Source organism: Microbacterium sp. F51-2R, from assembly GCF_052180235.1.
GTDB lineage: Bacteria > Actinomycetota > Actinomycetes > Actinomycetales > Microbacteriaceae > Microbacterium.
Genome location: NZ_CP197470.1, coordinates 2,694,919 through 2,709,782, shown reverse-complemented (window position 1 = coordinate 2,709,782; position 14,864 = coordinate 2,694,919). Strand labels below are relative to the sequence as shown.

At 71.5% G+C, this 14,864-nt stretch carries 11 protein-coding genes; 7 read left to right on the top strand and 4 right to left on the bottom strand.

The annotated features are described in order from the left end of the window. The first annotated feature begins 109 nt into the window (after positions 1–109). The 6 genes from ACSBPH_RS12080 to ACSBPH_RS12055 all read left to right on the top strand — a co-directional run bounded on the left by ACSBPH_RS12080 (position 110) and on the right by ACSBPH_RS12055 (position 5,927). The gene (locus tag ACSBPH_RS12080; protein WP_442574576.1) at positions 110–1,024 is read left to right on the top strand and encodes a helix-turn-helix domain-containing protein; all 915 of its coding nucleotides are present in this window, start codon (positions 110–112) and stop codon (positions 1,022–1,024) included. 121 nt (positions 1,025–1,145) lie between these two features. Next, positions 1,146–2,555: an aldehyde dehydrogenase family protein gene (locus ACSBPH_RS12075; protein WP_442574575.1), complete on the top strand. Its 1,410-nt coding sequence runs from the start codon at positions 1,146–1,148 to the stop codon at positions 2,553–2,555. A gap of 75 nt (positions 2,556–2,630) precedes the next feature. After that, a complete protein-coding gene (locus ACSBPH_RS12070) occupies positions 2,631–3,488 on the top strand; it encodes an aldo/keto reductase (RefSeq protein ID WP_442574574.1) in 858 nt (285 codons plus the stop codon). A gap of 69 nt (positions 3,489–3,557) precedes the next feature. Beyond that, the gene (locus ACSBPH_RS12065) at positions 3,558–4,307 is read left to right on the top strand and encodes a histidine phosphatase family protein (RefSeq protein WP_442574573.1); all 750 of its coding nucleotides are present in this window, start codon (positions 3,558–3,560) and stop codon (positions 4,305–4,307) included. Beyond that, entirely contained in the window at positions 4,291–5,139 is an 849-nt protein-coding gene (locus ACSBPH_RS12060; RefSeq protein WP_442574572.1) for an ADP-dependent NAD(P)H-hydrate dehydratase, read from the top strand. The genes ACSBPH_RS12065 and ACSBPH_RS12060 overlap by 17 nt, the downstream gene beginning before the upstream one ends. A 5-nt stretch (positions 5,140–5,144) precedes the next feature. Continuing rightward, positions 5,145–5,927, top strand: coding sequence for an alpha/beta fold hydrolase (locus ACSBPH_RS12055; protein WP_442574571.1), 783 nt, complete (start codon positions 5,145–5,147; stop codon positions 5,925–5,927). Positions 5,928–5,933: 6 nt separating this feature from the next. Here the strand turns inward: ACSBPH_RS12055 and ACSBPH_RS12050 are convergent, their stop codons facing one another. Both ACSBPH_RS12050 and ACSBPH_RS12045 read right to left on the bottom strand, forming a co-directional pair. Further along, positions 5,934–7,973, bottom strand: a complete 2,040-nt coding sequence (locus ACSBPH_RS12050; RefSeq protein ID WP_442574570.1) for a vWA domain-containing protein — start codon at positions 7,971–7,973, stop codon at positions 5,934–5,936. A gap of 75 nt (positions 7,974–8,048) precedes the next feature. Next, positions 8,049–9,440 (bottom strand): sigma 54-interacting transcriptional regulator, encoded by a 1,392-nt coding sequence (locus ACSBPH_RS12045; protein WP_442574569.1) that lies wholly within the window; start codon positions 9,438–9,440, stop codon positions 8,049–8,051. Between the two features lie 155 nt (positions 9,441–9,595). Between ACSBPH_RS12045 and ACSBPH_RS12040 the strand changes: the two genes are divergently transcribed. After that, positions 9,596–10,786, top strand: a complete 1,191-nt coding sequence (locus tag ACSBPH_RS12040; protein WP_442574568.1) for an MFS transporter — start codon at positions 9,596–9,598, stop codon at positions 10,784–10,786. Positions 10,787–10,828: 42 nt separating this feature from the next. Here the strand turns inward: ACSBPH_RS12040 and ACSBPH_RS12035 are convergent, their stop codons facing one another. Beyond that, a complete protein-coding gene (locus ACSBPH_RS12035; RefSeq protein WP_442574567.1) occupies positions 10,829–11,788 on the bottom strand; it encodes an LLM class flavin-dependent oxidoreductase in 960 nt (319 codons plus the stop codon). 120 nt (positions 11,789–11,908) lie between these two features. Beyond that, the gene (locus ACSBPH_RS12030; RefSeq protein WP_442574566.1) at positions 11,909–14,752 is read right to left on the bottom strand and encodes an immunoglobulin-like domain-containing protein; all 2,844 of its coding nucleotides are present in this window, start codon (positions 14,750–14,752) and stop codon (positions 11,909–11,911) included. Between the last annotated feature and the right edge of the window lie 112 nt (positions 14,753–14,864).

Sequence of the window (14,864 nt, the reverse complement as noted above, 5' to 3'; positions counted from 1 at the left end):
TCAGCCGCCCTTGACGCGGCGGGCAGAGTCCTTGTCCGAGGGGGCACATCCCGCCGCCCGCGTGCTAGGATCAGGGATCGTATACGATTCGGCCACAGTGAGGTGAGCCATGTCCGACGCCCTGTCCTTCACCGACTACAGCCACGCGGTGTCGCATGCTGTCGTTTCGCTCGATGTCCACTCCGAGCGGTCTGAGGCGTTCCGCGGCGCGCTCGACGCCGCCGTCGCGGGCGACATCCATGTGTTCGGGATCGACGCCGACGAGCACAGCGTGCACCGCACGCCCGGTCTCATCGCGCGGGCGCCGCAGCGGTACTTCAAGTTCTCGCTCATCGAGCGTGGTACGGGCTTCATCGTGCAGGACGGGCGCGAGATCTCGCTCCGCGCCGGCGACATGGCGATCTACGACACCGACCGCCCCTACTCGCTGCTCTTCGACGACACCATGCGCATGTCGGTCGTGATGTTCCCCAAGGTCATGCTCGACATCCCGGCCGACACGATCAGCCGGCTCACGGCGACGCGCCTCGACGGTGCGGGGGGCGTGGGCGCCATGATCGGCCCCTACGTCGCCTCGCTCGCCCGCGGTGCCGGGGAGCTCGACGGCCATCTCGCGCGGCGCATGTTCCGCACCGCCGTCGACATGGTCGGAACGCTCCTCGAGGCCAACCTCGGGCCGGAGGCCGCGGCCGCCGACGCGCACGGCACGCTGCTCCGGCGAATCCTCGACTACATCGACGAGCATCTGTCCGACAGCGAGCTGTCGCCGAGCCAGATCGCCGCGGCCCACTTCGTCTCGGTCCGCCACCTGCACGCCGTGTTCAACGAACAGGGCACGACCGTCTCCACCGTCATCCGCACGCGTCGCCTCGAGCGCTGCTACGACGCGCTCGTCGATCCCCAGCAGGCGCACCGATCGATCACGGCCATCGCTCTCACGAACGGCTTCGTCGACTCCGCGCACTTCAGCCGTACCTTCCGCGCCCACTTCGGAGTGCCGCCGAGCGGCGTGCGCGCGACCTGACCGAGTCCGGACCACTCCAGGCGCCGACTTGCGCGCCTGGTCAACGGACCTGCACCCAGGGGCAAACCGCGGCCCCGGCATCCTCCGACAATCGGTATGACACCCGATCGAGGAGGATCCCATGACCGTCGCGACGTCGATTCTGGACGCCATCACCGTTCCCGAGAGCGAAGGGCGGGCGATTCCGGATGCAGCGACCCGCGAGACGATCGGCTACGCGCCCGTTCACACCGTCGCGGATCTCGACGCCGCGGTCGCCGCCGCGCGCGCGGCGCAGCCCGCGTGGAACTCGCTCGGGCACGCCGAGCGCTCCCGGATCCTGAACGAGATCGCCGACGACATCGAGGCCAACGCGGAGGAGCTCGCGCAGCTGCTCTCGCGCGAGCAGGGCAAGCCCCTCGACGGCCCGAACGCCCGCTTCGAGGTCGGCGCCTGCGCCGTTTGGACGCGCACCGCGGCGGACACCCCTCTCGAGCCGGAGGTCGTGTTCGAGGACGAAGGCGCCCGCGCCGAGGTGCACTACGACGCCCTCGGTGTCGTCGGCGCGATCGGGCCGTGGAACTGGCCCATGATGATCACGGTCTGGCAGATCGCGCCGTCGCTGCGCATGGGGAACACCGTCGTCGCCAAGCCGAGCGAGTACACGCCGCTCTCGGTGCTCGCCCTCGCCGAGATCTACAACCGCCACCTTCCCGCAGGCGTCCTGACGGTCGTCTCCGGCGACCGGGAAGTCGGCGCCGCGATCGCCGGGCACACCGGCATCGACAAGATCATGTTCACGGGGTCGACGGCGACGGGCCGCAAGATCGTCGAGTCCTCCGCGCACAACCTCGCGCGTCTCACGCTCGAGCTCGGCGGCAACGATGCCGGCATCGTTCTCCCCGGGACCGATCCGGCCGCGATCGCCGACGACCTGTTCTGGGGATGCTTCATCAACACCGGGCAGACCTGCGCGGCGCTCAAGCGGCTGTACGTGCACGACTCCGTCTACGTGGAGGTCGTCGACGCGCTCGCCGGATTGGCCGCCGCGATGCCGATGGGCCGCGGCCTCGATGAGGGCAACGTCCTCGGCCCTCTGCAGAACCAGAAGCAGTTCGACATCGTGGAAGGCCTCGTCGACGATGCCCGTCGCCGCGGCGCGCGGGTGGTCGTGGGTGGCGAGCCCGCGCCGGAACTCGGGCCGCTGTTCTACCGCACGACGGTCGTCGCCGACATCGAGGACGGAGCGGCGCTCGTCGACGAGGAGCAGTTCGGCCCCGTGATCCCCGTCATCCGCTACACCGATGTCGATGACGCGGTGCGGCGGGCGAACGCCTCGTCGCAGGGTCTCGGAGCCTCGGTGTGGTCGGCCGACGTCGAGGCGGCGGTCGAGATCGCCAAGCGCCTGCAGGCCGGCACGGTGTGGATCAACGGGCACGGCGCGCTCAACCCGGTCGTGCCCTTCGGCGGCACGAAGGCGTCGGGCTACGGACAGGAGTTCGGCGTCGCAGGGCTCAAGGCGGTCGCCTCGCCCAAGGTCATCAGCCGCTGACCCCACCAGGGGGCCGCTGCATCCCGGGCGCCCCGGGACGACGCCGGGACGGCTGCACGGGCATAGCCTCGAGACATGACGACGAACGTCGAGCTTTCCAACGGACTCCTCATGCCGCAGATCGGCCTGGGTGTCTACCTCGTGTCGGATGTCGCGGTCTGCGAGGCGAGCGTCAGGACGGCCCTGCAGACGGGCTACCGGCTCATCGACACCGCGTTCGCCTATCGCAACGAGGCCGCGGTGGGGCGCGGCATCCGTTCGTCCGGTGTCGCGCGCGACGAGATCTTCCTCACGACGAAGCTGTGGCCCTCGGACTACGGCTACGAGAAGGCCGAGGCGGCGATCGGCGGAGCGCTTGCACGGCTGGACTGCGGCCCCATCGATCTGCTGCTCCTGCACCAGCCCGTCGGAGATGTGCGGGGCGCCTGGCGCGCGATGGAGGAGGCTGTCGACAACGGCGTCGTCCGCTCGATCGGCGTCAGCAACTTCACGGTCGACGACCTCGAGAAGCTGCTGCCGGAGGCCCGCATCGCGCCCGTCGTCGACCAGGTCGAGCTGCATCCGCACTGGCAGCAGCCGGAGCTTCTCCCCTACCTCGCCGAGAAGGGAATCGTCGCCGAAGCGTGGTACCCCATCGGGCACGGTTCGAAGAAGCTCCTCGAGGAGCCCGCGGTCGTCGCCGCGGCAGCCGCTCACGAGAAGTCGGCGGTGCAGGTGATCCTGCGCTGGCACGTGCAGCGCGGTTTCGTCGCGATCCCGAAGTCGACGAACCCCGCGCACATCGCGGCGAACCTCGACGTCTTCGACTTCGAGCTGAGCCCCGCCGAGATGGCGGCGATCGACGCGCTCGGCAAGGACCGGCCGATGTTCCGGATGCCGCGGTGGCTCATGTCGGCGGTCATGCCGCTGGCCCGTCCGCGGCCGAAGCCGTAGCAGCCCGGGCCATCGGCGCGGGTTGTCAACCCGTTCTGCCGATCCCGGTCGCCGACCTAGCCTGACGGGATGGCGGTGACACAGCTCTGGCTCGTGCGGCACGGTGAGAGCGTCGCGAACATCGCGGCGAGCCGCGCCGAGCACGAGGGACTCGAGCGGATCCCGATCGACATCCGCGACGCCGACGTGCCGCTCTCTGCGGCGGGCCGCGAGCAGGCCGAGGCGCTGCGCACGTGGTGGGAGGCCAACAGCGCGGCCATCGACGCCTGCTGGGTCTCGCCGTATCGCCGCGCCCGCGAGACGCTCGAGATCGCCCGCGCCGACGACGACGGGCCGGTCGGCGCGATCGTCGACGAGCGGCTGCGCGATCGAGAGCTCGGCATCCTCGACCTCCTCACGCGGCGCGGCGTCGAGGCGCTCCACCCCGAGGAGGCCGATCGACGCCGGCATCTCGGCAAGTTCTACCACCGCCCGCCCGGCGGGGAGTCGTGGGCGGATGTCGCGCTCCGCCTCCGCTCCTTCCTCCGCGACGCGCTGCCGACGTGCGACGGCGAGAGCCACGGCGCTGATGGCGGCGGCGGCCTGATCGTCGCGCACGACGCCGTCGTGATGGTCCTCCTCTATCTCCTCCTGCCCCTCGAGGAGGAGGCGCTGCTCGACTTCGCCGCCGACCACACCGTCCTCAACGCCTCGGTGACGCACCTCGTCGCGCGCGACGGGCGATGGGAGCTCGCCGCGTTCTCGCAGGTCGCCCACCTCCAGGTCGAGGGCGCCCCCGTCACCGTGCACCCCGGGAACCCCGATGTCGAACCCGAGTGACGTGCCGGTGACGGCCGGGCTCCTCCGGGAGTGGGGGCTCCCCGACCCCGGCGATTCGAAGAAGTCGCGCGGGGAGGTCGTCGTGGTCGGCGGCTCGCGCCGCTCTCCGGGTGCCGTCTTCCTCGCGGGCGAGGCAGCGCTGCGGGTCGGGGCCGGCCGGCTCGCCGTCGTCGTGCCCGCGTCGGTCGATGCGCAGCTGAGCGTCGTCATGCCCGAAGCGGCTGTCCACTCCCTTCCGGCCGACGCCGATGAGCCGCTCGAAGACGGGCCGCGCGGGTCGATCGAATCCGCCGACGCCGTGCTCGTCGGCCCGGGCTTCGACGACCCCGACGAGACCCGCGCGACGCTCGTCGCCGTATCGAAGCTCGACGTCAGGTGTCTCGTGCTGGATGCGTATGCCCTCGGCATCCTTCCCCGCGTCGACAGGACCACCCTGCCTCGTGACCTGATCCTCAACCCGAACAAGGAGGAGGCCGCGATCCTCCTCGACCGTGAACCCGGCGACGGCGAGCCCGACCTCCTCGAGATCGCCCGGCGCTACGACGCCGTCGTCAACTGCTACGGGCGCGTCGTCACGCCGGACGGACGGTCGTGGCGTGTCGCCGGCGGCGGACCGGGCCTCGGCACCTCGGGCAGCGGCGACGTGCTCGCGGGCGCCATCGCGGGCTTCGCGGCCCGCGGAGTCGGCCCCGCGAGGGCCGCCGTGTGGGGCAGCTGGGCGCACGCCCGCGCCGGGGATCAGCTGACCGACGAGGTCGGCATCGGCTTCCTCGCGCGCGACATCCCGCCGGCCCTCACGCGGGCCCTGCACGAGCTGGGGGCGGAGCAGTGAGTCCGGTGGCGACCGCGTCGTGGCGGAGCGACATCGGTCCGCTCGCGTTCCGGGTGTTCGCGAGCCCCGGTCCCGCGGAGAGCGCCGGTCCCGAAGAGAGCCGCCGCGCGCCGTTCGTGCTGATCCACGGGATCGGGATGTCGCACCGCTACTTCGAAGGGCTGCACGAGCTCCTGTCCGCCGAGGCTTCCGTGTTCTCGATCGACCTGCCGGGCTTCGGCGGACTCCCCAAGCCCGGAGAAGACGTCGACATCGGCCTGATGGCGGCGGCGCTCGGCGAGGTCGTCGCCTCGCTGAAGATCGGACCGGCCGTGCTCGTCGGGCAGTCGATGGGCTGCCAGTGGGTCGTGGAGCTCGCGGCGCAGCGTCCCGACCTCGTCGCGCACGTCGTCACGATCGGCCCCGTCGTCGACGCCGACCACCGCACCTTCTTCGCGCAGGCCGCTGCCCTCGCGATCGACTCGCTCGGCGAGCCCCCGGCCGCGAATGCGCTGGTCTTGACCGACTACGTCCGCTGCGGCATCCCCTGGTACCTCACGCAGCTGCGGCACATGCTCGCCTACCGCATCGAGGATCGCATCGCCGAGCTGACGGCACCCGTACTCATCATGCGCGGCGGCCGCGACCCGATCGCCGGGCAGGACTGGTGCCGGCGCCTGCGTGACCGCGCTCGCGACGCCCGGCTCGTCATGATCCCCGGGCACCATCACAATGCGCAGCAGTCGGCGCCCCAGGCCGTGGCATCCGCGATCCTCGCGCACGTGCGTGAGGGCGCGCTCCGTTCCTGACCCGTCTCACCACCAGGCGCGGCCGCGCAGCATGTCGCCGAAGTCCTCGGGCGTGCCCCGGCCGGTGTGGCGGGAGCCGAGGTAGCTGTCGACGACGGCGCGGCCCAGGTCGTCGAGCTCGGGCGCGACGACGTGTCCGCCCGCGCGGCGCGCGAGCGCGTCGATGAACCGGGCGAGACCGGGATCTTCGCCCAGCCGGAAGAACGTCGTCTGGGCACCGAGACGCTGCACGGTGTCGAGCTCCCGGACGGTCGCCGCAACGGTGCGGGCATCGGGCGGGTACGCGAACATCACCTGCCCGTCTGGCTCGAGGTGGGAGGTCGGCTCGCCGTCGGTCACGATCAGCAGCACCGGCTGGGCCGTGGGGTTGCGCCGGAAGTGGCGCTGCGCGAGCAGCAGGGCGTGGTGGAGGTTCGTCCCCTTGTCCCACACGGCGTCCTTCGCCGTCAGCTGCTCGATGTCGATGACCTCGGCGTAGCGTGCGAAGGCGATGAGCTGCAGGCTGTCGCCGCGGAACCGGCTCGAGATGAGGTGATGCAGCGCGAGGGCCGTCCGCTTCATCGGCACCCACCGGCCGTCCATCGCCATCGAGAACGACGTGTCGACCAGGAGCGCGACCGCTGCCTGCGTGCGCTGCTCGGTCTCGACGACCTCGACATCGCGCGTGTCGAGCCGCACGCCGGCCGCCGTGTCGCCTCCGTCGGCGACGGTTCGCAGCACGGCGTTCGAGATCGTCCGCGGGATGTCCCACGGCTCGGTGTCGCCGAACGCCCACTCGCGCGTCGCGCCGGTGCGGTCGCCGGCGGCTCCCGCATTGCGCGTCTCGCGGCGGCCGAGACGACCCGACTGCCGCGTCGCGATGTCACGGAGCAGCGCCCGGCCGAGCTGCCGCATGGCCCGCGGCGTGAGCCGCAGCGCTCCGTCGGAGGCCCGCTGCAGCATCCCGGTGTCCTTCAGCTCCTGCTCGAGTTCGCGCAGCGCGCGGGCGCTCACGGCGGCGTCCTCGCCGATGAGCCGGGCGAGGGCATCGAGGTCGATGTCGTCCATCCGCGCGCCGGGGTACATCTGGCCGAGCTGGTCGGTGAGCGAATCGAGGTCGGACAGGTCCTGCATGACGCCGGTCGCCTCGCCGAGACCCGTGGGCTCGTCTCCCGAGAAGGATGCCGAGCCCGTCCAGTCCTCGCCGGGCCGGAGCGAGCGCAGGTTGTCGTCGAGCCGCGACAGCGACTGGATCAGCTCGGGCGAGCCGAACGCCTGGGCCGCGAGGCTCATGAGCTCCTCGCGCTGCTCGGGGGTCATCGAGTTGAGCATGCGCTGGGCCGCCGCTGAACGCTCGGCCAAGGCATCCATCAGCTCATCGAGATCCTGTGGATTCTCGGGGAACTGGTCGCCGTGCTTGCGCATGAACTCGTCGAAGTCCTCTTGCGTGTCTTCGCCGAGGCGGCGCTTCTCGAGCAGGTCGTTCAGATCGCCGAGCATCTCGCGGATGGCCTGGCGATCGGCATCCGTCGCGTTCTCGAGCGTGTTCTTCATGCCCGCGAACCGCTGATCCAGCAGCTCGCGGCCGAGGAGATCGCGGATGCGGTCGTAGTCGGCGCGGGCCGCCGGGCTCTGCCAGTCGTAGTCGGCGAGGTCGTTGACGGCCGCCGCGGTGCTCGGCGGCAGGTTCTCCAGGCGCATCTCGGCGAAGGCGCGGGCGTCGTCGTCGAGGTCGACGTCGCGCACGAGGTGCTTGCGCTCCTCGAGCACGGCGTGGTCGAGGAGCTTTCGGATCTCTTCCAGCGTGCCGTCGAGCCGGTGCCGGCGCAGCAGCTCGTCTCGGCGCTCGCGCACCCGCCGCGCCAGGTCGTCGAGCCCTGCGCGGTCGCGGTCGCCGCGACGCAGGTACTCGCGCATCGCCCGCTCGGCGGACGTCCCCGACATGACGTCCTGCCCGATCGCCTCGAGGGCGGCCTGGAGCTCGACCGGCGGAGCGAGCGGGTCGCCGCCGCCGTAGCGGCCGTACCGTGCCGTGTGTCCCGGCGCGCGGTGGAAGGAGCGGGGCATTACGGGATGCCTCCTCCCCGCGTTGCGCGCGCGCCGCGGCCGTGGGCCCGGAGCCGGGCGGGACGCGGCATCCGGCTATCCATAGACCGTCTCTCCCGCCGCGCTGTCCTTGCCGATCCGCCGCTCGAGGTAGAGCGACTCGAGGAGGAGCTCGAGCGCCCCGGCGCGCTCCCCCGTCGTGTGCGCGTCGAGCCGCTCGGCGACCTGGTCGTAGAGATCGGACTCGCCGAGCACCGGCATCGCCGCGAGCACGTCGGCCGCCGGCACCTGCTCCCCCGTCATGACGGTCGAGCCCTCGTGGAGCGCATCGACGAGCCCGCGCGAGTCGATCCCGCGCAGGTGGGCGCGCGCCGTCTCGGCGATCGCGGTGCGCAGGAGGTGCTCGAGGATGGCGTGTTCCCGGCCCTCCTCGCCTGTCTCGAACTCGATCTTGCCGCCCAGCACCTCAACGGCCGTCTCGAGGTCGACCGGGCGCGCGGCGGCGACCTCTTCATGCTGGCGCGTCGCGCGGTGCAGCGCCGCGGCCGCGATCGTCTCGGCCCCCGCGATCGAGAACCGCGCCGAGACGCCGGCGCGCTGGTCGACCGCGTCGGACTCGCGGAGGTTGCGGGTGAACCGCGCCAGCACCTCGAGCAGGTGCTCGGGGACGGCGGCCACGAGGTCGGCCTCCTGCCGGATGACGGCGATCTCCTCGGCGATCGTGAGCGGGTAGTGCGTGCGGATCTCGGCGCCGAAGCGGTCCTGCAGCGGCGTGATGATGCGGCCGCGATTGGTGTAGTCCTCGGGGTTCGCCGTCGCGACGACGAGCACGTCGAGGTCGAGCCGCAGGAGATAGCCGCGGATCTGGATGTCGCGTTCCTCCATGACGTTCAGGAGTGAGACCTGGATGCGCTCGGCCAGATCGGGAAGCTCGTTGATCGCGACGATGCCCCGATGGCTCCGCGGCACGAGGCCGTAGTGGATCGTCTCGGGGTCGCCGAGCGAGCGGCCCTGCGCGACCTTGATCGGATCGACGTCGCCGATGAGGTCGGCGACGGAGGTGTCGGGGGTCGCGAGCTTCTCGGCGTACCGCTCGGAGCGATGCCGCCACGCGACGGGCAGGTCGTCGCCCTGTTCGGCGGCGCGCCGGAGGGATGCCGGGACGATGGGGTGGAACGGATGCTCGCCCAGTTCCGAGCCCTCGATGACGGGTGTCCACTCGTCGAGGAGGCCCGAGAGGCTCCGCAGGAGCCGGGTCTTTCCCTGACCTCGCTCGCCGAGGAGGACGATGTCGTGCCCCGCGAGGATCGCGCGCTCGAGCTGGGGGATGACGGTGGTGTCGAAGCCATGGATCCCCGGCCACGGGTCGCGCCCCTCGGCGAGCGCGGCGAGGAGGTTCTCGCGCAGTTCGACGCGCAGCGGACGATAGGTGTGCCCCGACGCGCGGAGCTGACCGGTCGTGGCGATTCCGGACGGCGGCGGTGTCATGACGAGAGAGTAGGTCGCCTCGGAAGGGCCGAGGGCCGGATCGGGGAGAAAACTTGCGCGGATCGGACCGTCGGGCGCTCGCGCACCTCCTCGATTGCCGGTGGCGCGGCACCCCCGGGAATACTGGAGGCTCACCTACGAATCCGGAAGGCGTCATGCCCCCCGCTCTCGGCCTGCGCCGTCTCGCCCTCGCGGCCCTCTTCTTCGTCCCCGGCATCGGCATCGCCTCCTGGGTGACGCGCACCCCCGACATCCGTGACCTCCTGGGCGCCTCGACGGCGGAGATGGGCCTCGTGCTGTTCGGGCTGTCCGTCGGCTCGATGCTCGGCATCCTGTCGTCGGGCGCCATGGTCTCCCGGTTCGGCGCGCGACCGGTCATCGCGGTCGGCGGCGCGGCGATCGTCGTGAGCCTCCTCCTCGTCGGCCTCGGCGCGTCGCTCGGCCTCAGCCCCGTCGTCGCGGCAGGCCTCTTCTTCTTCGGGGCGGGCATGGGCGGCGGAGAAGTCGCGATGAACGTCGAGGGCGCCGACGTCGAGCGCGTCTCGGGCCGGTCGTTCCTTCCGACGCTGCACGGATGCTTCAGCCTGGGCACCGTCGTCGGCGCCGTGATCGGCATCTGGGCGACGGCTGCGGAGTTCTCGGTGACGTGGCACCTCGTGATCGCCGGACTCGTGGCGGCCGTCACCGTCGCCGTCTCGGTGCCGCTCCTCCCGGCGGGGACGGGACGCGAGCCGAAGCGGAGCGCGACCGCCGAACGGGCTCCGCGGGGCACGTTGTGGCGAGACCCGCGACTGCTCCTCATCGGCGTCGTGATCCTCGCGATGGCTCTCGCCGAGGGAACGGCCAACGACTGGCTGCCGCTCGTGATGGTCGACGGCCACGGCTTCGACGCGGCCCTCGGCTCGACGGTCTACGCCGTCTTCGCCGCCGCCATGACGATCGGGCGCTTCGCCGGCGGCTGGTTCATCGAGCGCTTCGGCCGCCCCGCCGTGCTGTGCGCGAGCGCCCTCTCGGGCGCGATCGGCCTCGTGCTCGTGATCTTCGTCGACAACCAGGTCGTGGCCGGTGCAGCCGTGCTGCTGTGGGGCCTCGGCGCCGCGCTCGGCTTCCCGGTCGCGATCTCAGCGGCCGGCGACTCCGGGCCCGATGCCGCCGCGCGCGTCTCGCTCGTCGCGACGATCGGCTACGTCGCCTTCCTCGTCGGGCCGCCGGCGCTCGGCTTCGTGGGTGAGGAGTTCGGGCTGCGCACCGCCCTCGTCATCCCGCTGCTCACGCTCGTCGCCGCCGCCTTCGTCGCGCCGCTGCTCGCGCGCGGGCCGCGCCTGCAGCCCGCGACCGACGGCTGAGATCAGTCGCGCGGGAGCACGCGCGCGACCGCCCGACGCCGGTCAGTCGCGCGGGAGCACGCGCGCGAGCGATTCGAGCGCGGCGAAGGCGTCGGGTCCGGTCGGGATCATGACCGACGAGGTGACGCCGACGGCGAAGAGCTCGGCCGTTCTGGCGCGTACGGCTTCGGGCGTTCCCGCGAGGGCCAGACGGGCGACCCAGGCATCCGGCATCCGCTCGATGAATTCGAGCCTGTCGGAGCACTCCGCCCGCAGCGCGAAGAACTCCTCGGCGAAATCGAGCGGCTCGATGTGCGGTGCCCAGTCTGGTTCGCCGATCCACTCCAGTCCGGGGCGCACGCCGGCGAGGGCGGTGGCGTCGTCGTCGGCGACGAAGGCCACGTTGTAGGCGACGAGCCGGTGACCCGGGGTCGCGATCTTCTGCAGCGCTGCGGCGGCGTACTCGGGGGTCGTGGGCTCGGCGAGGATCGTGCCGTCGGCGACGCGACCGGATGCCGCGAGCGACCGCGGTCCTCGCACGCCGAGCAGGAGATCCGGCACGATGTCGGGCCGCGCGGAGGGGTCGAGCTCGAGACCCTTCAGTACGACGGGAGCGTCGCTGTCGACCGTCTCACCCGCCAGCAGCCCGCGGAGGGCCCGTACGTACGCCTGGAGGAATGCGAGGGGCTTCTCGGGCCACGCGCCGACCTGCGTGAGGAAGCCGGGCATGCCGTGGCCGATCCCGGCATCCACCCGCCCGGGGAACAGCTGCGCGAGCGTCGCGATCTCCATCGCCGTGAACGCCACGTTCCGGACAGCGGCGGGAAGGATGCCGATGCCCACGCGGATGCGGTCGGTCGCCGCGAGCACGGCTCCGGCCTGCGCGATCCCCCCGCGGAACTGCAGGTCTTCGACGACCCAGAGCTCGTCGAAGCCGAGCGCTTCGGCACGGCGCGCGAAGTCGAGCACCGACGAAGCGGGGAGGTCGCGGGGAAGCATGACCCCGTGGGCTGGTGACGACATGGCGGCTCCTCGGATTCCGTTCATGGCATGAATGATTCCCACGCTATCGGTCCGGGCTGACGGCAGGGGGCCGGCCGCCGCGCCGAAGCGCAGCGCCGGCCCCCTGTCGGGCCCGCGGGATTACCCGCAGGAAGTCGCCGCGTACGCGGCGGCGACCGTCGTGGATACGGTCTGGCCGTCGACCGTACCGGTGGCCACGACGCTCGCACTTCCGGCCGGGAGGGTGGCCGCGCGTGTCGAGAACGCCGTCGAGACCGTCTTGCCCGCAGCGAGCGAGACCGTCTTCGAGCCGCTCGCCGAGGAGATCGCGGCCTGCACCGTCGAGCCCGTCGGGTTGGTGACCGACACGATCAGGGTCGCCTTGCCGGCGACGCAGCGGGTCGTGGCGGTCGCCGTCACCGGCAGCGCCGGCGCAGCGACGATGTCGACGCTGAAGGTCGTCTTCACGGCCGGGTCGGCGACGAGCGCGACCGTCACCGTCGAGGCGCCGGCCTTCGACGAATCGAAGCCCGACGTCGTGTACTCGCGCGGCGCGAGCACACGCGTGCCTCCCCCGGTCGTCGTCGCGGTGACCTTCAGGCCCGTCGTGTCCAGCTCGGCGCCCACGGCGTACTCGTCCTTGTCGGGGCCGGCCGTCACGGCGAGCGAGGCGATCTTGACGCTCGCGTCACCGTAGGCCTGCTGAAGCCGGTCGTACTCGACCTGCGTGATCGGCACGATCGAGCCGTGGCGCTTGAGCACCGCGTCGAAGTTGATGTCGGTTCCGACCGACCATCCCCCGCCGCTGGCTGCGGGCGTCGTGCTCGCGATGTCGGTCGTGCGGAACGGCAGGTAGCCGCGGCCGATGCTGCCGGAGTAGCGGTCGGCCATGAGACCCCACGTGGGCACCTTCTGCCCCTGCGCGTCGGTGAGCCAGTCGTCCGAGTTGTACCGGAAGAGCTCGGGACCCTCGAGGGTCGTGCCCGCGTAGTTGTTGTCGGCGAAGATGTCCTTCATCGTGCTGACCTTCTCCCAGCCGCCCGGGTTGCTGTCCAGAGCGGTCGGTGCGACGGTCACGGCGAAGGGGTCGGTGCTGCGCTCGAGCGTGATCTGGCCGTCACCGGAGGCGCGGTAGAAGACGCCGTCCACCTCGATCATCGTGGTGTCGATGATCGAGGACTGGCGGTCGATCCACTTCACCGGGTCGGAGAACGTGATGAAGTCGCGCGTCGTGGCGTAGTACATGTTCATGTAGTCGCCGTACGTGTTGCCGAGCGGGTCGTCCGCCCCCGCGCCGGTGCTCGATGCCCAGTACACGAGGTACTCCCCGGTCTCCGGGTCGTACGTCGCCTCGGGCGCCCACGCGTTGCCCGACTGCGGGATCTTCGACGCGACGTCGACCAGACGCGGCGCCGACCAGTTCACGAGGTCGTTCGACTCCCAGACGACGAGGCTGCGGCTCCCGGGGTTGTCGGGGGTGAACCGCCACCCGTACTTCGCCGTGCTGAGGTCGGTGGCGAGCAGGTAGAACTTGTCGCCGCCGGAGCCGCGCACGAGGAACGGGTCGCGGACGCCGGTCTCGCCGACCGTCGACTGCAGCACGGGCTGCTCGCCGTTGAGGTCGGTCCAGGTCTGGCCGTCCTCACTGTCGGCGAAGTAGATCTGCTCGTTGATCGCCGAGGGCGAGCGCCCCGCCGTGAAGTGCGCGAACACGTACGCCGTCGTGTCGACCGGCTGCGGAAGCGCGCGCACCGTCACCTCGAACGCGCGCGTCGCGGTCGTGCCGGCCACCGAGGCGGTGAGCGTCACGTGCGCGTCGGGCTGCCCATAGGCGGGACGCACGACGAACCCGGCGGCCTTGGAGCCCTGCGCCGTGGTCGAGATGACGCCCGCGGGCTGCGACGACCACGTGATCGCCGAGTCGTAGACCGATCCGGATGCCGCGAGCGTGAGGTTGTCGCGGAGTTCGCCGATGCCCGGCAGGCTGAGCGCCGCGAGGTCGGCCTGTGCGCGCGCGTTCGCGTCGGGAAGCGGCGCGAGGGTGACGGCGAACGTCCGGGTGGCGGTCTTGCCGCGCACCGTCGCGGTCGCCGTCAGCGTCGCGGACGCGGTGGCGCCGGCGACGGGGTGGATCGTGCCGTCGGTCTCGACGACGGCCGGGTCGGACGACGTCCAGGTGATGCCGCCGCTGGTCGGGAGCGTCAGGTTCTGGGTCACATTCCCGGCGTCTCCGAGGTCGAGGCCGTCCACGGCCTCCTGCGCGCTGGCCGCGGCATCCACCTCGGCGATCGTCGCCACCTCGGCGCTCGTGAGCGCGCGCCCGTAGAGGCGATACGCGCTGACGGCACCCTTGAACTTCGGATCGGCGCTGTACGCCGAGGCTCCGATCACGTTGTTGGTCTGCGTCGCGAGGTCGGCGATGTTCGCGGTGGAGTCGCTCTTGCGGGCAGCCTCCACGCCGTCGACGTAGACGATCAGCGTCGACGTCGACGCGCCCGCGTTGGGGGCGATCGTCACGACGACCGACTGCCACTTCTCAGCGGTGAACGCCGCGGGCGTCACGGCGTTCTGCTCGCCGCTCCAGTTGGTCTTGGAGATGGATGCCCGGTGCCCGGGCGTGTGCAGGAAGAACTGCCCCGTGGCGGCATTGCCCGAACCGCCCAGGTTCCACACGAAGTTGTTGCCGGTCAGCGTCGCCGCCGTCGGCTTCATCTCGATCGCCACCGACGCGGCCGTCTTCCCCTGCAGGAGGTTGTCGGGGAGCTTGACGTAGTTGGCGCCGGTGAAGTTCATGGCGCCGTCCACCCACGCCGCGCCGCCCGTGACGGTGCCGTTCTGCACACCGTCGGCGGTCGCGGCATCCGTCAGCACCGTCCCGGAGGTCTCGGAGAAGTCGTACGCGGCGATGAGCCCGTCCGTCGCCACGGCATCGAGCGGGCTCGCCGCCGCCGCCAGTGGCTGGGCGGATCCGACCGCCAACGCCATGAGAGCCGCTCCTGCGACCCATCCCCGCTTCCGCATCATTGCCATCGTCCCTCGCAGCTTCGCTCGGAGCGGGCGTCACCCGCCGCGTCTCGGTCCGGCAAGATGTGCCGAA